The sequence below is a fragment of the Cytobacillus sp. ABV4_503 genome (assembly GCF_056158445.1).
On sequence record NZ_JBSWTH010000001.1, the window covers coordinates 376068 to 395444 of the forward strand.

General features: G+C 38.4%; 17 protein-coding genes. 15 read left to right on the forward strand and 2 right to left on the reverse strand.

Annotated elements, in window-relative coordinates:
• The first annotated feature begins 14 nt into the window (after positions 1 to 14).
• The 9 genes from ACXAD1_RS02005 (at position 15) to ACXAD1_RS02045 (ending at position 8424) form a co-directional block, all read left to right on the forward strand.
• On the forward strand, positions 15 to 497 hold the full coding sequence (locus ACXAD1_RS02005; RefSeq protein WP_474909290.1) for a ribonuclease FAU-1 family protein: 483 nt from the start codon (positions 15 to 17) through the stop codon (positions 495 to 497).
• Between the two features lie 266 nt (positions 498 to 763).
• Complete coding sequence (fdhF, locus tag ACXAD1_RS02010) at positions 764 to 3712, forward strand: formate dehydrogenase subunit alpha (protein ID WP_474909291.1); 2949 nt, start codon at positions 764 to 766, stop codon at positions 3710 to 3712.
• Positions 3712 to 4194 carry a helical membrane plugin domain-containing protein gene (locus tag ACXAD1_RS02015; protein WP_474909292.1) on the forward strand — a complete coding sequence of 161 codons (483 nt, stop codon included), beginning with the start codon at positions 3712 to 3714 and terminating at the stop codon, positions 4192 to 4194. Before fdhF ends, ACXAD1_RS02015 begins: the two co-directional genes overlap by 1 nt.
• 76 nt (positions 4195 to 4270) lie before the next feature.
• Positions 4271 to 4696, forward strand: coding sequence for a phosphate-starvation-inducible protein PsiE (locus tag ACXAD1_RS02020; protein ID WP_474909293.1), 426 nt, complete (start codon positions 4271 to 4273; stop codon positions 4694 to 4696).
• Positions 4696 to 5046, forward strand: coding sequence for a Na-translocating system protein MpsC family protein (locus ACXAD1_RS02025; RefSeq protein WP_474909294.1), 351 nt, complete (start codon positions 4696 to 4698; stop codon positions 5044 to 5046). Before ACXAD1_RS02020 ends, ACXAD1_RS02025 begins: the two co-directional genes overlap by 1 nt.
• A 231-nt stretch (positions 5047 to 5277) precedes the next feature.
• Positions 5278 to 6717, forward strand: a complete 1440-nt coding sequence (locus ACXAD1_RS02030) for a spore germination protein (RefSeq protein ID WP_474909295.1) — start codon at positions 5278 to 5280, stop codon at positions 6715 to 6717.
• A gap of 309 nt (positions 6718 to 7026) precedes the next feature.
• Positions 7027 to 7458 (forward strand): SRPBCC domain-containing protein, encoded by a 432-nt coding sequence (locus tag ACXAD1_RS02035; RefSeq protein ID WP_474909296.1) that lies wholly within the window; start codon positions 7027 to 7029, stop codon positions 7456 to 7458.
• Between the two features lies 1 nt (position 7459).
• A complete protein-coding gene (locus ACXAD1_RS02040) occupies positions 7460 to 7786 on the forward strand; it encodes an ArsR/SmtB family transcription factor (protein ID WP_474909297.1) in 327 nt (108 codons plus the stop codon).
• A 158-nt stretch (positions 7787 to 7944) separates the two neighbouring features.
• Positions 7945 to 8424 carry an SRPBCC family protein gene (locus ACXAD1_RS02045; RefSeq protein ID WP_474909298.1) on the forward strand — a complete coding sequence of 160 codons (480 nt, stop codon included), beginning with the start codon at positions 7945 to 7947 and terminating at the stop codon, positions 8422 to 8424.
• A gap of 204 nt (positions 8425 to 8628) precedes the next feature.
• On the opposite strand, the gene ACXAD1_RS02050 is transcribed toward ACXAD1_RS02045, so the two are convergent.
• Positions 8629 to 8853 carry a hypothetical protein gene (locus ACXAD1_RS02050; protein WP_474909299.1) on the reverse strand — a complete coding sequence of 75 codons (225 nt, stop codon included), beginning with the start codon at positions 8851 to 8853 and terminating at the stop codon, positions 8629 to 8631.
• A gap of 377 nt (positions 8854 to 9230) precedes the next feature.
• Here ACXAD1_RS02050 and ACXAD1_RS02055 point away from each other — a divergent pair, with 377 nt between their 5' ends.
• The 4 genes from ACXAD1_RS02055 (at position 9231) to ACXAD1_RS02070 (ending at position 15692) form a co-directional block, all read left to right on the forward strand.
• The gene (locus ACXAD1_RS02055) at positions 9231 to 9773 is read left to right on the forward strand and encodes a signal peptidase I (protein ID WP_474909300.1); all 543 of its coding nucleotides are present in this window, start codon (positions 9231 to 9233) and stop codon (positions 9771 to 9773) included.
• 21 nt (positions 9774 to 9794) lie between these two features.
• Complete coding sequence (locus tag ACXAD1_RS02060) at positions 9795 to 10508, forward strand: hypothetical protein (RefSeq protein ID WP_474909301.1); 714 nt, start codon at positions 9795 to 9797, stop codon at positions 10506 to 10508.
• Between the two features lie 192 nt (positions 10509 to 10700).
• Positions 10701 to 10961, forward strand: coding sequence for a hypothetical protein (locus ACXAD1_RS02065; protein ID WP_474909302.1), 261 nt, complete (start codon positions 10701 to 10703; stop codon positions 10959 to 10961).
• Positions 10962 to 11522: 561 nt separating this feature from the next.
• The gene (locus ACXAD1_RS02070) at positions 11523 to 15692 is read left to right on the forward strand and encodes a S8 family serine peptidase (RefSeq protein WP_474909303.1); all 4170 of its coding nucleotides are present in this window, start codon (positions 11523 to 11525) and stop codon (positions 15690 to 15692) included.
• 80 nt (positions 15693 to 15772) lie between these two features.
• Here ACXAD1_RS02070 and ACXAD1_RS02075 read toward each other — a convergent pair whose 3' ends face one another.
• Complete coding sequence (locus tag ACXAD1_RS02075; RefSeq protein ID WP_474909304.1) at positions 15773 to 17002, reverse strand: helix-turn-helix domain-containing protein; 1230 nt, start codon at positions 17000 to 17002, stop codon at positions 15773 to 15775.
• Between the two features lie 293 nt (positions 17003 to 17295).
• Here ACXAD1_RS02075 and ACXAD1_RS02080 point away from each other — a divergent pair, with 293 nt between their 5' ends.
• A complete protein-coding gene (locus ACXAD1_RS02080; RefSeq protein WP_474909305.1) occupies positions 17296 to 17676 on the forward strand; it encodes a protease inhibitor I9 family protein in 381 nt (126 codons plus the stop codon).
• Between the two features lie 310 nt (positions 17677 to 17986).
• On the forward strand, positions 17987 to 19255 hold the full coding sequence (locus tag ACXAD1_RS02085) for a hypothetical protein (RefSeq protein ID WP_474909306.1): 1269 nt from the start codon (positions 17987 to 17989) through the stop codon (positions 19253 to 19255).
• Positions 19256 to 19377: the final 122 nt, after the last annotated feature.

A 19377-nucleotide genomic window follows, 5' to 3' on the forward strand; every position in this document is an offset into this window, starting at 1 on the left:
TGGAATATAATTGTATGCTGCTGACAGCACAAAATCAGAGTGCAGTGCTTTTTCATATTATTGAAGACACTTTTACAATGATAGCTCATCAAGCTCGATTAACTATACCGAAAGGCAGTTATACGATTGCTTATTACTGGGAAGATCGCCCATATAATTTATATTTTTGGAGAGATCATAGAGGAAATTATTTAGGCTCTTACTTTAACATTGTAAGAAATACAGTGATAAGCGATGGAATGGTATCTTTTGAAGATTTAATAATCGATATTTTGGTGCTTCCGAATGGAGAATATTTTATTTTAGACGAGGATGAATTGCCTGAGTCATTGGATAAATTTGAGAATGGTTCGGTCCAGAAGGCTTTAAACTTATTAATAAAATCTATTCATAATGTTCATCTTCAAACTATTTCAGAATCTGAAGGCATTTATGCACACGATAAATTTATTCCTTTGTTGGAGAAGTTTGTGAATAAGCATACGAAAAGTACTTAGTCCCAGAAATCAGAGGGATTTAAGGCCAATAATTTGATATTGATATTAAATATGAAAAGCACTATAATGACAGTATAAAAGTTCATGGAAGTTACGTAATGAATAATTGCCTGACTCTATGTCTTTTCTTAAATGTATAATGGTGAGATGGATAACTAGTAGGATAACCTGCTTAGAGATTAGCCCGCCATAAAATAGTTTGTGTATATTCATGCACAAAACTATTTTATGGCGGGCTTTTTATTTTGGGAAAAGGGGAGTTTGCATTGTCAGAAATAGTCAGAGTAAAGATTAATGGGGAGGTACACGAGGCGGAAAAGGGGACTCGTATCCTCGATTATCTTTTGCAGCAAGGGATAGAGCACCCGCATATCTGCTATTCAGAGGTATTAGGCCCAATACAGACTTGTGACACGTGTATGTGTGAGATAGATGGGGAAATGGGGAGAGCCTGTTCTACGCAAATGGAGGAAGGAATGGATATCCTGACTTCCTCAGAACGGGCCAAAACGGCACAATCAGAGGCAATGGACCGCATCCTTGAGAATCACTTGCTTTATTGTACGGTTTGCGACAATAACAATGGGAATTGCCGAGTTCATAATACCGCTGAATTTTTAGAAGTGGAACATCAAACCCGTCCATTCCGGGAAAAAGGATATGAAGTGGATATGTCACATCCTTTTTATCGATATGATCCCAATCAGTGTATTCTTTGCGGGCGCTGTGTGGAAGTATGCCAGGATTTACAGGTTAATGAAACACTGACGATTGATTGGGAGCGGAAAATGCCGCGTGTTATTTGGGATAAAGATTCATCCATCAATGAATCTTCCTGCGTATCCTGCGGACAGTGTGCAACGGTTTGTCCATGTAACGCGCTAATGGAAAAATCAATGCTTGGGGAAGCTGGTCTTATGACCGCTATTCCAAATGATTTATTAAACCCAATGGTAGATCTGATTAAAGAAGTCGAACCCGACTATAAGACCATCTTTGCCTTGTCAGAAGTAGAGGCTGCCATGCGGGATACCCGCACAAAGAAAACCAAAACCGTTTGTACGTTTTGCGGAGTGGGGTGTTCATTTGAAGTATGGACAAAGGGCCGTGAAATCTTAAAGATCGAGCCGACTGAAAATGGGCCTGTTAACAGTGTTTCTACCTGTGTTAAAGGAAAGTTTGGGTGGGATTTTATCAATAGTGAGCAGCGTCTTACAACCCCTTTAATCCGAAAGGGGGATGAGTTTGTTCCTGCCTCCTGGGATGAAGCCCTGACATTGATTGCAGAAAAATTGGGCTCGATCAAGCAAATGTATGGAGGGCGTGGTCTAGGATTTGTCAGTTCTTCCAAAACAACGAATGAAGACGCTTATCTTTTGCAAAAATTAGCCCGTCAGGTGTTTGAATCAAACAATATTGACAATTGTTCACGATATTGCCAGTCACCTGCAACCGATGGGCTGCTTGCGACAGTTGGACATGGAGGCGACTCCGGCACGATTAAAGATATTGCGAGTGCAGGGCTTGTGATCATTATTGGTGCAAACCCAACTGAAGGCCACCCAGTGCTGGCGACCAGGGTGAAGCGTGCAAAGAAATTATATGGCCAGAAGCTGATTGTGTCAGATCTTCGAAAACATGAAATGGCTGAGCGATCTGATCTGTATCTGCATCCAAAACAGGGAACGGATTATGTATGGATAACAGCTGTTGCCAAATATATCATCGATCAAGGCTGGCATGATGAAACCTTTATTGAAAAACGTGTAAATCAATACAGTGAGTATCTGTCACTCCTTGAAAAATACACCCTTGAATATGCAGAGGAAGTAACGGGGCTTTCAAAAGAACATCTGATCAAAACGGCCAGAATGATACATGAAGCAGATGGAACATGCGTTTTATGGGGAATGGGGGTAACCCAAAATGTAGCAGGTTCTCATACATCCGCTGCGATCGCGAATCTTCTGCTTGTAACAGGGAACTTTGGCCGTCCTGGTGCAGGGGCATATCCTCTTAGGGGGCATAACAATGTACAGGGATCCTGTGATATGGGGACTCTGCCGCAATGGCTTCCAGGGAATCAGCGCCTGGCAGATGATTTGGCCAGGGCGAAGTTTGAACAGGCATATGGCGTCAGAATTTCCGAAATGCCTGGCCTAACCAATATTGAAATGTTAGAAGCAGTGGAGAAGGGCGATTTAAAAGCTATGTATCTAATGGGAGAGGATATGGCATGGGTCGATTCAAACTCCAACCATGTGCATGATACTCTCAGCAAACTGGAATTCTTTGTTGTCCAGGATGTGTTTCTTACCAAAACGGCCCAATTTGCAGATGTCGTCTTGCCTGCAGCTCCATCACTAGAGAAAGATGGAACATTTACCAATACAGAGCGGCGCATTCAGCGGCTCTATCGTGCGCTGGAACCATTGGGTGAATCTAAACCCGATTGGTGGATTATTCAGCAAATCGCCCAATACATGGGAGCTGATTGGAATTACGGACATCCGAGCGAAATAATGGATGAAATTGCAGGCTTATCTCCGATTTTTGAAGGGGTATCGTATGAACGGCTTGAGGGATGGAACAGCTTAATATGGCCGGTACAAAAAGATGGAACCGATGAGCCCCTCCTTTATACGGAACGGTTTAACTTTCCAGATGGAAAAGCCCGCCTTTCCCTAGTGGAATTTGTTCCGCCTATTGAATTTTCGCTGGAATACGATCTGACATTGAATAATGGACGGCTACTAGAACATTTCCATGAAGGAAACATGACCAATAAATCGAAGGGGCTTCAGTATAAACTGCCTGAGGTATTCGTGGAAGTTTCCCTGGATCTGGCACGTGAACGAGGTGTTAAGGACGGGTCGCTTGTACGTCTTGTGTCCCCGTATGGAGCAATAAAGCTTCGTACGATCATAACTGATCGGGTACAGGGGAAAGAACTGTATGTCCCTATGCATTCAGTCAGTCATGAAAATGCGATCAATCTATTAACTGGAAGTGTCGGTGATGTTCGGACACAGACACCAGCCTATAAGCAGACAAAAGTAAAAATGGAAATATTAAAGGCAAAAGGCAGTACGCCGCTTCCGTTATATAATCCCCGTTATGCAAAACGAAATCCGCAGCTCGGTGTACAGGTGGAACGAAAATGGGCACGAGAAGATTATGAGCCCATTGCCGGCCTGACAGGAGGGACTAAGTAATGGCGAAACCGATATACAAAGTCGCTGAACCAATATTAAATGAAAAAGATATGCAAGGCCAGGCTCTTGAAAAAATGCTGAGAGACTTAACGCAAAATGCGGATGGCATACAGGAAGCAATAAAACTGCTCCAAGAGCTTCATGAGAGTGGAATCCTGGAAGCCGTTACTAGTTTAGTTGAAGCAAAGGAAAAAATCGCTAAGATTGCGGTTGGGCAAATGCTGCGGCCGCCTGTCACCAACGCCATTAATAATGGAATGGCTGCAGCAGGACTGTTGACGGAGCTAAATCCTGAAACGACGAAAATATTGATGGAAGGCTTGTCTAAAGGTCTTCAAAAAGCAGAAGAAGGACTTCAGCAGAATCAAAAAGTAGGTCTATTTGATTTAATAAAACTTGTGAAGGATCCTGATGTAAACCGTGCCATGGGATTCGGCATCAACTTTTTGAAAGGGCTTGGAGAGGGAATGAAGAGGGAATGAAGGTATAGACCTCCGTGACTCCACTGTCTAAATTAAATTAAAAATAAAATAGGATTCGTAACGATGGAGGGGAACAATGGCTGTATTAGATCGATTGAATAAAGGGACCTGGTTAATAAAATTTTATCAGATAATGTTAAATTCATCGTTGAGTATTCTAAGTTGTGCCCTCATTTTTTTTCTTTTTAGGGAACTTTACCATATTGTAAATGATGCATTTATTGGAAATTATAATGTACATGATATTCTTGGGAAGGTTTTAGTATTTTTCCTGTATTTCGGATTTATCTCGATGATTGTCGAATATTTTAAGGAAAATTATCATTTTCCATTAAGGAATCTTCTTTATATAGGAATTACAGCAACCATCCGTTTTATCATTGTGAATAATGATCATCCAATTCAAAATCTGTGGTTATCTTTAGTAGTGTTGGTCCTTATGATTAGTTATTTTTTACCAGGTAAGAGGTTGTTTTTAATCGGCGAAAGAGGAGAATCGTAATGACAATTGAACATCAATTCAATATGCTGGTTCGGGAAATACGTAAAGAATGTGTTGGAAATGGACCGAGAGAAATTACCACCCGGTTTGCAGGTCCCTGGGCAATTAGTGAGATGAAAGGGAATCTGACTAATATTGAAAAATTTATGATTGAATCAAGCGAAGGACATCAGATGGTCCATGAGGCAAGGACCACATTAGTGAAAAGGATCTATGAGGATTCTTCTAAAGTAAAAAAATTGGAGGAATTAGTTCAGGCGAAGCTTGTCAGCATTTATGCGGATATCAATATAGATTTGGATATTGCCATGACTGTTTATGTGTTTGACAAAGACATTCAGGTGACTTAAAAAACAGGTTTTCCAGTATGAAATGGAATGCAGTAATAAAAACCCAACTCCTCAAAATTAATTACTCAGGAGTTGGGTTTTTGTTCGGTAATAGCAGATTATTACGATCAAAAAGGTGCGTATCTCACCTATTGGACTTGAGAAAAACAGGTATAATTCACTCAACGATAGGTGTGGAGAGAGTATAGTATTTTATAACTTCCTTATACTAAATTTAAGGGAGGAATAAGGATGTCTAACACAGAAATTCAGATATGCATTAAGGAAAACATAAGAAATATAAAAAATATTTTCCACGGCACATCTGATCTTGTCATTAGAAATGTAAAGATGGGATTTGAAGATTCTCCTGAAATAGCTGTTGTTTATCTGAACGGAATTATTGATTTAGAACTTATTCAGGAATCTGTGGTCAAGCCATTGTTAAGAACATTAAAGACTGAAAATATAAGGGAACCGCTAATCAATTACATAATTGAAAGAATTATTGAAACGGCAGATATAAAAACCACTGCTAATTATAAAGAATTAACCGATGCCATTGTACAAGGAAGTACCGTTTTACTCATTAATGAGGAACCAAAAGGGATTATTATTCCATCTCCGAAGTGGGCGGAAAGAAGCATTGAAGAATCGGTGGGGGACCGTTCATCAAGAGGTCCACAAATTGGATTGACAGAAAAAATGAAAACGAATATCAATTTGATACGAAGTTCCTTAAAAACTCCTGATTTATGTGTAGAGGCTGCTGAATTTGGTTCAATTTCACCAACATCGGTTTCTATATTATATATACAAGGCATTGTTGATAAAGGCATTTTAAAAGAAGTGAAAAAGAGGCTAAGAACTATTAACATAAAGTATGTCCTTAGTGAAAAGGTATTGGAGGATGTATTAGAAGGAAAACCAAGGTCTGTTTTTGCTCGAATAAGACATTCAGAACGAATTGACGGGGTAGTATCTTCCTTATTTGAAGGAAGAGTGGTGGTTATTGTTGATGGATACCCATTCGCTATCATAGCACCTGCTTTATTTATGGATTTTCTGCAGTCACCTGATGAATATCACATTTCAATGGGCAGATTTTCTAACAGAATCATGCGCTTTGTTGCCTTTTTATTAGGAGTTTATCTTCCTGGTGTGTATATTGCGATAGCAAATTTTCATAAAGATGATTTGCCAAACAAGATTTCAGAAGCAATCATTTCTAAGGATGAGTTATTGCCCACTTTTTGGGAAATTTTCATTCTTATATTTCTAATTAGAATGCTAATCGATGTTTCGTTTCGTCTCCCGCAAACTGCGGTAATATTGGTATCTTTAATCGGTACAATCGTAATTGGCGAAACAGCGGTTACGGCAAAATTAATCCATCCGGTCAGTCTGATCGTTATAGGGATAACCGCTTTATCTAGTTTCTTAGGGGCAAACAGAGGACTAGTGGGAGCTGATAACACATTACGAATACTGTTTTTAATTATTGCTGATTTTTTGGGGTTTAACGGAATAATTATTGCTACAACAATTCTAATAATATATATGGTAAGTCTAAAATCGGTAGGTGTTCCGTATCTTTCCCCTCTAATTCCATTTAAGATTCAGGAGCTTAAAGATACCTTTTACAGAGAAGATTTACAGAAGCTTATTAATAGCAAACATACATATAAGTAGTATGGTGATGGAATTTCCGTTTATTGAAATTGTTTTATATCATTGGGATGTTGAGTAAAATAAGATGATCACTACCATATTAATGGGTGTGAGCCTTTTAGAGGAGCTGCCGAACAGGGTGGCTTTTTTTGAACAAATCGGGGCATTTTTGTAATAACTTGTAGTCAGACCAGTTCCAAATTAATCCTATTTGAAAGAAGTAGAAAAGTTTTTATAAGTAATTCATATTCTTTTGTGCAATACTTTAGTTGCACATTGACGGCGATATGTGCTACACTTTGGTTGCACTTGTTAAAAGGAGGAGTACTAATGGATAATGATCAAATTAATAGAGAGATTTTTATTAACGCACCTATCCAAACAGTATGGGAGTTAATTAGCCAGCCTGCATGGTGGGTTGGTGATGCACCTGGTCCGGACAAGGTTCAGGTAGATGGATCAAGGGTGGTAGCGGACACGAAGTATGGGCAATTCCCTGTGTTGATTGAGCAATCAGAACCGCCAAACTATCTTGCATGCCGGTGGGCAAGTTCATTTCCAGGAGAGGAACCAAAAGAAGAGAACTCTACGCTCGTTGAGTTCAAATTGACATCAAAGGATGGGGGAACTTTACTTACAGTAGTTGAAAGCGGCTTTTCCCGCCTGGCAGTATCCGAACATGAGCGAAGAAAGTTCTTTAAAGGTAATGTCAATGGCTGGGCGATGCAAATGGAAGTACTGCGGAAGCGTGCGGAGCAATAAATTGGCCACTGCAGACAATGCTAATTTCGAAAATGTCTTAATCGCCTTAGCAGACCCCACACGTCGAGAGTTACTTGACCTAATCGCTTTAAGAGGACAAGCCACAGCAACAGCATTAGCAACTGCGGTAACAGTATCTCGTCAGGCGGTTGTCAAACATTTAACAATCTTAAAAGATGCTAAGCTTGTATCCAGCAATCGTGTTGGGAGGGAAGTGAGATATAAGGTGTGCCCACAGCAACTGTCTTCAACAGCTGAGTGGATGGAAAATCTAGCTTCGGATTGGGATAGAAAGTTAGATTGGATTAAGCGTATGGCAGAAGATTAATAAATATAAGTTAAATAACCGGTTTAAGACTGTCTTTGCGCTTCTAACATATCGTGTTTTTCAGCAAACGGGTCATATTGCTGAAAAACACGATATGATGATTGTTTTTTAGTGGTGAATAGAAAGACTTAAAGGAGTAGAAGAAGGAGGATGAAAAGATGAATGAAAATGGGACATTACATGGGTCAAAAGGTCGTTATGCTTTAAAATTTGAACGATTTTTTCCTCATAATCCAGAGGATGTTTTCCGTGTCATTACGAATCCCGGTTACTTCTCCCAATGGTATCCTTTTGCAACAGGGGAGATGGATCTCAGACTGAATGGCAGCATTACCTTCGATGATGGTGAAGGAACGGCATATATGGCTACCATAACAGAGTTAGAAAGGCCATATTTATTTGGTTTCCGTGAAGTTGATGATCTTATAAACATTTCATTGCAGGAAGAGGATAAAGGGTGTCGAATGATCTTTACCCATACTTTTAACGATGATTCATGGGCAGTTAATACCGCGGCAGGATGGCATAGGTGTCTGGATGTATTGGTCCAAATCGTCAATGGTAAACCAATTAAGTGGCACGACAACTCAGCTAAGCTGCGTAAAATCTATAGTGAAGCATTTAATATGGAATATTAAAGGAATAATTCTTTCCCCTAGAAAAAAATCCCCTCCAAGCATTCTATCCTTCATGGTAACATGAAGGTTTTTTTGTCTAATTTAAGGGGACTAAACAGCCTTTTTCAATCCTTGCAGATTTTTTGTTTTATGGGGAATAAGGGGCCCGAACCCCTGACCACAACGGATAAAAAATACGAGGCGTTATAAAGAAAGCTGATTTCGTTAATAAAGGGGATGCTGGTTGTGGCAAGGCGGAAATCCGTTAATATCCTGAATCATAAACGAATCGTATTGTTTTAGGGCAAATTGCGCTTGATACAAGTACTCAATAACGAGAACCTTTGTACCTGATACTCCGCATAAAACCCCCGTTGCACCTTGCCCATTGGTGAATGAAATCCCAACAGGCTGGCCTGTTAAATATCTGATCTTTTGCTGCCAAGGCATTGCCATCACTCCTTCTGTATATCCTATTACATTGGAAAAAATAGGTGCCTGTATGATTGTGTGCTGGAAAACAAGTGCCGGTGTAATGTGAAAGCCTAAATCAGACAAATCTTGGGGGAACGGCCTAAGTATTCTAGAGTAGTTATTTTGGCATGTATAATTTATCCTGTCGTTAGTATTTAAATTCAACGTACCAACATACTGGAATTTTAGGAATAAATACCTGCATTTTCATGGATAATACCCCTCTCAAACCCCCAATACAGGACTTTTCATAACTGTGCAATAATATAGTCATGAATCAGAATATTGGTTTAATTCCGATTAAATCTGTCAATTTTCCACAAATACTATTAAACAGGAATAGAGGGTGAGGATTGGAACAAGTTATGTTATTCGTAAAAAAAGCAGTCCCGGTTGCAATTATTTTATTCATCATGATGATCATACTTTCCATTTTTGCAAGCATTAGCAGCAGCAAGCCATTAACCGTACTTGGATTTAAACCGCTGACGGTATTGTCGAATAGTATGGTTCCCGTTCTTGAAGCGGGAGATGTCATTATTATTAGAGAGATTGATGTTGAGGATCTTAAAGAGTGTGACATCATCTCCTTTTACAACGAAAAGAAAAATCTCATCACCCATAGAATTACATCTATCGTTGAAAAAAATGGAGAAAGACAATTTTATACAAAAGGGGATAACAACAATACGGCGGATGAAGATGTTATAACAGCAAGCGACGTAGCTGGAAAAGTGCTGTTTCATATTCCAAAGCTCGGTTATCTTTCGAACTATACGAAGGGTCCGATTGGTTTTCTGTTATTTATAGTTCTTCCATTAACGGGTTATGTTTGTTTATCAGTTTATGAAAAAATGAATCAAGTGAAGAAGCAAGAAGGGTTTACCAAATCATAATGAATAATTAGGGGGATACACATGTTTAAGTTGAAAAATGCTTTTTTAGGAAGTGCGTTAGTTGGAGCGATTGTTGTGTCAGGGAGTTTTGGTACCTATTCCTGGTTTACATCCCAAACGAATGCTTCAGGTGAGATTACAAATGGCACACTTGAAATTAACAACAGCCAGGATATGCAGACAAAAATTGTCGAAGCTGCCGGGTTTGCTCCTTCTCAATTAAAATATGGGGAGTGGCTGAAAATTGAAAACACCGGAGATATGGATGCTTACCTGAAAGCTACATACAATCAGACTCTAAGCGCAGATGTTCCCTTAGATGCCTACAAGGTTGGATACATTGCCTATAAGTTTTCAGAAGGAGAAGAAATGACAGAAGATATCCTGGAAGAATCAAAAATCTATTTGGAAGAGCTTTTCAATGGAGCGACCAATGAAGTGACGCCAGCAGCTAAGAAAATTGCTCCCGGAGTTGAAATGATTGTAGGATTTGTAGATGAAGCAGATGTAGAACCAGCTGCCAAAGGCATAGCTGGAAAACCGAAAATGGTGTTAGGCGACGGATCAAAAGAGGGCGAGAAGCATGAGTTCTGGCAGTTAAACGATGACCAATACATCGATCTCTCTTTCGCTATTAAACTCGATGCAAATGCAGGCAACGAATATCAGGGAGTTACGTATAGCTCAAACTTAAATGTAACAGCAAAACAAATGGATGATGGAGCAAAATATTAATTAGTTTTATAATACAAATTAATAACAAGCCACTGAATATACAAAACGGTGGCTTGTTATTTTTTAGCCGATATTAATTTTGCATAACGGATGTCTTCCTATCAATTTGCGACTATTATAAAATGGTGAAAATGACATTATGCCAGTATGTATTCAATATGATGTACAAAAAATACAAGGAGAGATAGATAAATGGCACACTCGGATCAATTAATAAATTCTTTTGAAGAGATTAATTTCAATCAATATCAAATGCCAATTATTTGCATATTCTCAAATCCAAAAGATTATCGCGGAATGTTTGTTGCACGAATTTTCGATATGGATAAGCCGACAAAATATATAATCATGAGAGTCAGTTTAGATGCAATAAGAAAGGAAATACCGGAAGGTTTCACTTTAATGCCCAGATCAGCTGATGACGATTTTGCATTAGTAGAAGCCTGGGTGTGAGACAGAAGGTATTAGCCCAAATCCGCAAGTGTTCAAAAGGACAGTCCAATTTCGGACTGTCCTTTCTTTTTAGCTAGAATTTGTTTTACATAATTTATACCATTTGGGGGGAATCTCATATAGTACTTTTTTAGTCTTTTTACCTTCTGCATTTGGATAACCAATAAAATAGGGAAGGGTTTAAGAATAATAAATACTAGATTCGCTTTTCTATTTTAACCCGTCAGTAGTACATTGCTTATAATGGAAAATATCTTTCCCCATCCTATTCACAATCTGCACCTTAGAAAACCGTAGGTATTTCTTGCTATTTTTTAATCGTAAGGCAGCTAATAAAAATTATGAAATAGATCTATTTTTCTATGAATAATCTTGATTGGATAGTTAATGAATTTAGGCTTACGGAACAATTCCCCCCATTGCCCCATTAGGGATCGTTATATAAAATTTTTACTAGGGTACCCATTTGTTTTTAACTATGTTCTAGTTGTTTGTTAATTTGTTTTTTATTACGAGTTTACAGCTTTCAATTAGTAATTGATAACGATCAGGGGGAACGTTATGAATATAGGAAAATCTAAACCTATTCTAAAGGGCACTATAATTGCTAGTTTGTTATTATCAACAGGTGTTCCATATAATGCTATTGCCAAGGATAATTTCCAGAATAGTCCAGAAAAAGTAGTGCGGATGTTAATGAATCTAACAGATGAGCAAAGGAAAGCGCTGAAAGAACTTGAAATCACACCAGGGTTCGTCATTTCACCGGATATAAATCAAAAGAGCTCTGAATTAGTCAACGTAATCGTTGAATTTAATCAGGCTCCCGCAAAGGTAGAGGTTGCAAAGCAAGCCGTAAAAGGGAAAAGAATGTCTCTTTCTGCCGCTACAAATAAAGCAAAAAGCGATCACGATACGTTTAAAAAAGAGTGGACAAAAATAAAAAGCCTGAATAGACCAAATGAGGAAAAGATGAAGGACGCCAAAATCAAGGGCGAATTCCATGAGACATTCAATGGTATAGCGATGGCATTGCCGGGAACAGCGGTGCAAGAGCTGCTCAGTACAGGTGTTGTCAAACGAATTTGGAAGGATGACCAGGTTAAGCTTGATCTCCCAGTAGAGGCAGAGGCGGAAGAAGTGAAGTCAGCTGCTCCATCAAAGGCAGATGACAGCCTTCCTCAAATTGGTGCGGACAAGCTTCACCAGGAAAATATTACAGGAGAAGGGATTAAAGTAGGGGTTATTGATACAGGTATTGACTATAACCATCCAGATTTAAAAAGCTCTTATAAAGGCGGATATGATTTTGTCGATAATGATTCAGACCCGATGGAGGCAACTTATCAGGAGTGGAAGGATTCCGGGAAGCCTGAATTCAATGGTTCCAGTTATTATACATACCATGGAACACATGTAGCCGGGTCCATCGCAGCATCAAAGGAAAACAGCTCAGCATCAGCCGTAAAAGGGGTAGCCCCTGATGTTGATCTATATGCGTACCGCGTATTGGGTCCATATGGAAGTGGGTCGACCTCTGCAGTCATGGCAGGCATTGACAAGGCTGTAAATGATGGAATGGATGTTATCAACTTATCATTAGGATCCAATGTCAATGATCCTCTCAATCCAACATCGATTGCCATTAACAATGCGATGCTCTCGGGGGTTGTTGCGGTTGTTGCGGCAGGAAACGCAGGCCCTGGTGAAAAAACACTCGGATCCCCTGGAGCAGCAGCACTGGGGATAACAGTCGGTGCAAGTGATATGTCGTTAACCATCCCGACGTTTAATGCAATTGCTGGGGACCAAACAATAACAAGCATGCAGCTGTTAGCGCAAAGTTATACAGATAACTTGGAAGATCTAAAGAATTTGTCCTTGCCGATTGTTGATGCAGGAATAGGCACCCAAAGCGATTTTAACAATATAGATGCAGCTGGTAAGGTAGCGCTCATTCAACGCGGCAGCATAACTTTCGATGAAAAAGTGAAAAATGCTAAAGCAGCAGGTGCAAAAGCGACGATTGTTTATAACAATGTGGATGGCGAGATAGCAGTTTTTCTAGGTGAAGGGGTGAATTATCTGCCTGCTTTCCATCTATCAAAAGCTGACGGTGAACAATTGAAATCACAAAAAGAAATTACCTTTGGATCGTTAGGCAGCGTCAAGACAGAAGGGGACCGCTTAGCGGAATTCAGTTCGAGAGGTCCTGCTAACGGTAATGATGACATTAAACCAGATGTCACAGCACCAGGTGTGGCGGTATTCTCGACTTTCCCTGAATTTATGAATAATCCGCAGGACGGGGAAAATTACGACATGGCTTATAGTCGTCTTAATGGAACTTCTATGGCTTCTCCGCACGTAGCAGGAGCAGCAGCACTCATCCTGCAAAAACATCCAGAATATACACCTTTTCAAGTGAAAGAATCTTTAATGAATACAGCTGATGAAATGAATGGAGAATATTATGTTAATGAAGTTGGTGCAGGCAGAATTGATGTGCATGAGGCAGTCCATTCGGATATATTGGTTAAGGTTCTTGACAAAACTATGCATGATCAAGATGGTGAATTAGTAGAAATCGATGAAGAAACGGGTTCAATTGCTTTTGGAAGTCACTTTAAAGAGGATGACGGACAGATTGAAGACAGCAGAAAGGTTATTATTCAAAACCTCAATGAAGAAGATGTAAAGGAATTCACCACTAATGTAGAGTTTTTACCAGCTAAGGGAGAAATTCAAGATGCTGGAACGAATGGCGTAGATGTAGAAATTCAAAGTACCTTGAAAATAGAAGCAGGAAAATCTGCAGAGATTGAGCCGACAATTCGCGTTTCAGAGAGTGCGAAATTTGGAAGGTATGAAGGATACATTCACCTTGTAAATTCGAACAATGAAGAAGAGAATTACCAAATACCTTTTGCAATCCGTGTGGCAGATAAAGGATTCGAAAAGATGGTATTGACAAGACCGATGATTACGAATGATACCTCTAAGTTGCATCCATATACGACTCCATATACCAATGCAATCGTCAAATTATCAAGTCCACTAAAGACGATTGATGTGTTAGTGAATGATGGAACAACCGGAGAACCAATTGGATTAATAGGAACACTTAATGCAAGCCATTTAACGACTGGTATTGAATATTGGGCGGATAAAATTTTTAAGGGAGAGGTGTACCCTTTCACCAATGATCTTTCGAAACCAGTTTCTGATAAAAAGGTGAAACTGCCTGAAGGAGATTATGCGTTCCAAATGATTGGGTACGATGAGCAAGGGAATCCACACAGTAAAGACGCAATTGTCATGATTGACAATACCCCTCCTAAAGTGGAACTTGACATGGAACCTGATCTATATGAAGTAAATGATTCGATGTTTACAGAAGAAGAAGGGTTAGAAGGTCCAGCGGTATGGGTACATGGGAATGTGTATGACTCAACTGTCGATGTCCTTAAAGAAAAAGGGGTAAATATTGATCAATCTAGGAATGGTGTCATGTGGTGGGAATATAACTTCTATAATCATTATTTCCTTAATGTGGATAAGGACGGTAATTTCAGATTCCCTGCATCGAAGGAAATAATTGACCAGAGGTCTTTTTTAGATTCCAATGTGTTTGTATTTGATAATGCCACAGCATCTGAAGGATATCCAGAAAGTATAAAAAATTACATGTTCATTAAAGAAGGAACGGAGTATGTAGTACCGAGTTATGACAAAGATAAGCTCCGTCTGGGTGACGAAATTACCATGACATTTAATTTGAACAATGTTCAGCAGTTAGCCTCCGGGGAATTCAGCATCCCTTTTTATAACCATTTGTTTGAATTTGAAAATGTTAAAGTCAATGAGGAATTTAAGCAATACGCTGAGCAAAAAAGAGTATCAGTTAATTTATCTGAACCGGCAGTCACTGCTGGGAACGTCAAAGTAGGGGCTTCGATTGACCAGAATGAGCTGGAAATCCATAAAGATCTGCCATTCTTAGATGTCACATTTAAAGTCATTGGTGACGAATACTATGCATCAGAGGACTTGTCATTTGAAACGCGTACTTTTAAATATAAGAAAACATCAGACTCAGACCCTGTAAATATCCGTGTATTTAAGGACAAGTTATTTACGATTCTAGCTGGACACTCTATTGTGAATGGATTTATTAAACCTGAAGCTTTTTACAAAGAAAATGGACAATTGGATCATTCGATTGACTACTCTAAGCTAGGAGCGAAAGTATATGCAAAAGCGGCAGATGGTAAAACCTACGAGGCATCAGAAATTTACAATAATGGATACTTTAAAATCGACAACCTTCCGTTATCAGAAAAAGAGTATGAAATTTATGTGAAGGTACCAGGCCATCTCTCAAGCAAAGTAACGACGAAATTAGTGGACAACGTCGATGGAGAGCTAGCCGGTGTACAAATGAATGTAGATATGGACAGAAGCTATGCTGGTGATGTGAATGGCGACATGATGGTTGATATCGAAGATGCGATTATCTCTGTGTTCTCATACGGAAAAGAAAATGCAGGGGTTAACAAGGGAGACATTAACCAAGATGGAAAAGTAGATGAAAATGATCTTCGATTCATCGAGAAAAACTTCCTGGAAAAAGGACCTGATGCCAAAGAGAATAAAAAGCCAAAAGAAAAACATGGAAAGGTTACATTGCAAAAATTATTCCGTTCCATTGGTCTTAATCTAAAAGAATAACAAGTATTCAAAAATGCCAGGATGATATTCCTGGCATTTTTGAAAAAACAGTATTCTATAATACTCCGGAACCACCTTTATCAGCCAGCATTAATTAAAATGTCCGCTAGCTCAAGAGCTTTGCCTTTTTCGTCGGTTTTCAAATAATAATTAAATAGTTCCTTTTCGTACCGCTGTACAAGAGTTACATAACCACACTTTTTAAAATATGGTAAAGCTTCAGAACTTAAGTAACTAAAATATTCACTCTGTTGATTGTTGATCAAATAGAGAAGAAGCTTAAAATTGATTATATATAAATACTGATTAATTTCCCTTGCCGTCGATAAACCATCGTGGCAAAGCTTTTTTAATTTATCATCAGATAATAGATTCCCTTCAAAGCAGCTGCGGATAAACCCTTCTAAAGAGATTAAATACATTGCTGATTTTTTTTCTTTAAGAAACATTGATTGTTGATACAATCTGCTGGAATCTACGTATTCGTGTCTGCTATAGTGTTCAAATGCTAAGTTGTGCAGCAGCCTTGCCTTTTTATCAGGGGCGTGGCATAGTTCGCAAGTATAAGTTAATGCTTTATACTGCTCGACTATTTTTTGAAAATCACTTAGCCCGTCACTTTCGCGTGTCATAAGCATGATCATTTCTGCATCAATCATTTTAAGGATATTATTGGTTTTTATAAAATATTGCAGCGATTTCTCTGCAAAGTAGTAGGCCATTACTTTTGAATTTACGGCAAGATAAGCAGTTGCTAAATTTAAATAATACTCTGGATTCTTGTAATCTTCAGCGTTAATTGTTTTTAATATATTTACAGCTTTTATCATATCCTGTTTAGACAAGTAGTAAATACCTAAGAGATGCTTTAGTAAGTTGCTCTCGTAGGGTGGTAAATCTTTATGTTTAATTTGTATCACTTTAATGATTATATCGGCCTGTTCTAAATTATTATGCAAAAGATGGTACCTTGCCTTGAGCAGTTCATAAAGAATTTGATAATCTGTGATCTGTAGTAAAGGTTCTTTTTCCAGCTCGTCTTTAATCGTTTTGGCTTCATTAAATAGTTCCTTTATGATTGCATCATGCCAGCGATTTAAAAGCTTCTTTATATTTTTATATCGCTTTACCTCCTCTTCAATATTAATCCCGAGCCGTTTCGAAAACAGCGAGGTGATTTGCCGGGAATAATCTGTCATCCCCCGCTCAATTTTACTGACATGTGTATCAGAGCAAATCCCCTCACCAAGCTGCTGTTGTGTTAATTTAGCTTTCTCACGATAAAATTTAATGATTTTTCCTTCGTACATGTAAAATTCACCCCGTAGCTGCAAGTAGAATTTTTAAAAATATTTGCCCTAGTAATTTTTCTTTTCTTTATTTCAGTGTTGGTACTATTATATTGAGATTTGATGAAATTATATTTTTGAAAAATTCTATCAAATTAGCAAAGTTCTTTTTTTCGCTCTTAAAGGAAGGAGTTAAAATGTCCAGGAAGAAGTGTTATGTTATAGTTCTTTTAATAGTTATGTTTATAGGTGGCTGTCAGGACACTAAAGGAGAGAATGCCTATCGAAAAGAAGACAAGGTGGTGGAAAAAAAGATGAATTCGTCAGTCAAGGTAGATCCATCCATTGACCTTTCAAGTAATCAGATTGTCTCCATTATCATCGAATTCAAAACGAAGCCAGCAAAAATAGCTGTTTTGGAAGCAAAAGAGAAAGGAATCACACTGACATTAGAGGAAGCTAAAAGACAAGTTGAACAAAGTCATCTAACGTTTCGGAACCTTCTAACAGTATTAGCTGAAAAAAATATCCCTTATAAGATCAAACATACTTACAAAACTGCGTTGAACGGAGTTTCCATGGAAATGCAAGCAAATGAAATCAAACGTTTATTGGATTCTTCCGTTATTTCTAAAATTTATCCAAACAAACAAATTCAGCTTGATCCTCCAATTAATCATGCAGATCAGATGTAAGAATGAATTTTAGTTCATCTAACTTACTTTTTTAGATATTGATATTGAACCTTAATTTCTATAAATGAATATATGTTTAAGGACCCCAGCTAATCTTCTTATGTGAAGACAGCTGGGGTTTTTATGTTGGAGACGCTGAATTAATGCAGGTGTCATAAAATTAAGGACCCAAATATAACTTGATGAAATATTTCAGAAAGTAAATCCTATCAAATCTAAATATAATGCTCTTGTATATCTAATTGGTTTGTGAAAAATAAAAATCTTTATAGCAATATATTGGCCTCAGAAAATATAGCGGGTGAAACGAATGAATACAGCTTTGTATCAGAAGATTCAACACTTAATGAAGGGGAATAATTGGAAAAAAATAGACTTAGCAAAAACTTCGGGCATGCACATCAGTGATATTAGCCGTATTTTCAACCATAAGCAAGCACTTTCTCTAAAACATCTGGATGACATGACAAAAGCTTTTGGATTGGAGGCAGGTTCTCTCTATCCATATTATACAGAGGAGTGCTTTAACGAGGACAGACGGTTGGACAAGCGAAGAAGTATTCAGTTTTTATATAAGTGTAATACATATGGATATGAGAACCAGTGCTCTGATCTTCTCCAAGCCATGACAGCAGAAAGATCAGACTCGATCCGGGCCGACTATTTAACCTATATTTTTATAGTCGCGGAGAAGCTATTTAAAGCAAAAAAACAAGAGAAGGCGCTGCCTCTTTATGAGCTGATCATCGAACATGAAATGAATGATTGTTCAGAACGATTGGCAATCAGTTATTTCAGGAGATTTTATATTGTGAGAATGACTGAGAACGGAAAGCATGCACTTCCGTATGTGCTGGAGCATCTGGTATGTATGCCGAGAGAAGTTAGAATGGATGCGTACTTATGGATCACAGCGTTTTACTATAGACGCGAGCAATGGGGAGAAGTGCTGTATTACGCTGAGAGATTGGAGAACATGGTCAAGGAGGGCGAGTATTACGCAAGAGCTCTTATGTATAAAAGTTTTGCAAGAGCACGCCTTGGAGGTTCACTTGAAGAAGTCTTGGCTCTTACGGCTCAATATGCTCAAGTAAACGACTATTTTGCTGATATAGCCGCTGGCAACCGATTTGCTGCTTTTTTAGATTTTGGGCAGCTGGAATATGCAGATGGGTATCTTGATTGGTTAGAAGAAAGAGAGGATCTGTATGTTGGATTGCCAAAGGTGCTTGAAGCATATGTGAATTTGAATCGATTAGAGGATGCGAAAAGGCTGTTAGATTGGTATAAACATGCCATTGATGATATGGCTGTAAAAAATGACCTTTGGCTAAAGCAGAAGCTGTATTTGGATTTTCGTTACGCGCAAGCTTTGTACAAGTGTGAAACCCTTTTATTGCCGGAAGGATTGAATGAACTATTGAATGTGGCGTATACAGCCAATCAAATAGGCAATATAGAGAGATTTAAAAAATGTCTTCTTATTTACTGGAAATACAGACACCACGCGACTCCTGTTCAAAAAAACAAATATATTCAATTGTTAAGTATAAAAGAATGCGAGGAAATCTCCCCCTAACACCATTTTGCATAGCAATATATAAAATTATTTCTAAAACTGGAACTTTTTTTATTACAAAAAACAGAATTTGATGAATTTTTTCAAAAGTTATATTTCATCAAATTTAAATAGAATGAATG

Bases quoted from the DNA above. Each gene is read 5' to 3' on its own strand.
- ACXAD1_RS02005 (WP_474909290.1), top strand. From the start codon at position 15: ATGCTGCTGACAGCACAAAATCAGAGTGCAGTGCTTTTTCATATTATT.
- ACXAD1_RS02015 (WP_474909292.1), top strand. From the start codon at position 3,712: ATGGCGAAACCGATATACAAAGTCGCTGAACCAATATTAAATGAAAAA.
- ACXAD1_RS02020 (WP_474909293.1), top strand. From the start codon at position 4,271: ATGGCTGTATTAGATCGATTGAATAAAGGGACCTGGTTAATAAAATTT.
- ACXAD1_RS02025 (WP_474909294.1), top strand. From the start codon at position 4,696: ATGACAATTGAACATCAATTCAATATGCTGGTTCGGGAAATACGTAAA.
- ACXAD1_RS02030 (WP_474909295.1), top strand. From the start codon at position 5,278: ATGTCTAACACAGAAATTCAGATATGCATTAAGGAAAACATAAGAAAT.
- ACXAD1_RS02035 (WP_474909296.1), top strand. From the start codon at position 7,027: ATGGATAATGATCAAATTAATAGAGAGATTTTTATTAACGCACCTATC.
- ACXAD1_RS02045 (WP_474909298.1), top strand. From the start codon at position 7,945: ATGAATGAAAATGGGACATTACATGGGTCAAAAGGTCGTTATGCTTTA.
- ACXAD1_RS02050 (WP_474909299.1), bottom strand. From the start codon at position 8,853: ATGCCTTGGCAGCAAAAGATCAGATATTTAACAGGCCAGCCTGTTGGG.
- ACXAD1_RS02060 (WP_474909301.1), top strand. From the start codon at position 9,795: ATGTTTAAGTTGAAAAATGCTTTTTTAGGAAGTGCGTTAGTTGGAGCG.
- ACXAD1_RS02065 (WP_474909302.1), top strand. From the start codon at position 10,701: ATGGCACACTCGGATCAATTAATAAATTCTTTTGAAGAGATTAATTTC.
- ACXAD1_RS02070 (WP_474909303.1), top strand. From the start codon at position 11,523: ATGAATATAGGAAAATCTAAACCTATTCTAAAGGGCACTATAATTGCT.
- ACXAD1_RS02075 (WP_474909304.1), bottom strand. From the start codon at position 17,002: ATGTACGAAGGAAAAATCATTAAATTTTATCGTGAGAAAGCTAAATTA.
- ACXAD1_RS02080 (WP_474909305.1), top strand. From the start codon at position 17,296: ATGAATTCGTCAGTCAAGGTAGATCCATCCATTGACCTTTCAAGTAAT.
- ACXAD1_RS02085 (WP_474909306.1), top strand. From the start codon at position 17,987: ATGAATACAGCTTTGTATCAGAAGATTCAACACTTAATGAAGGGGAAT.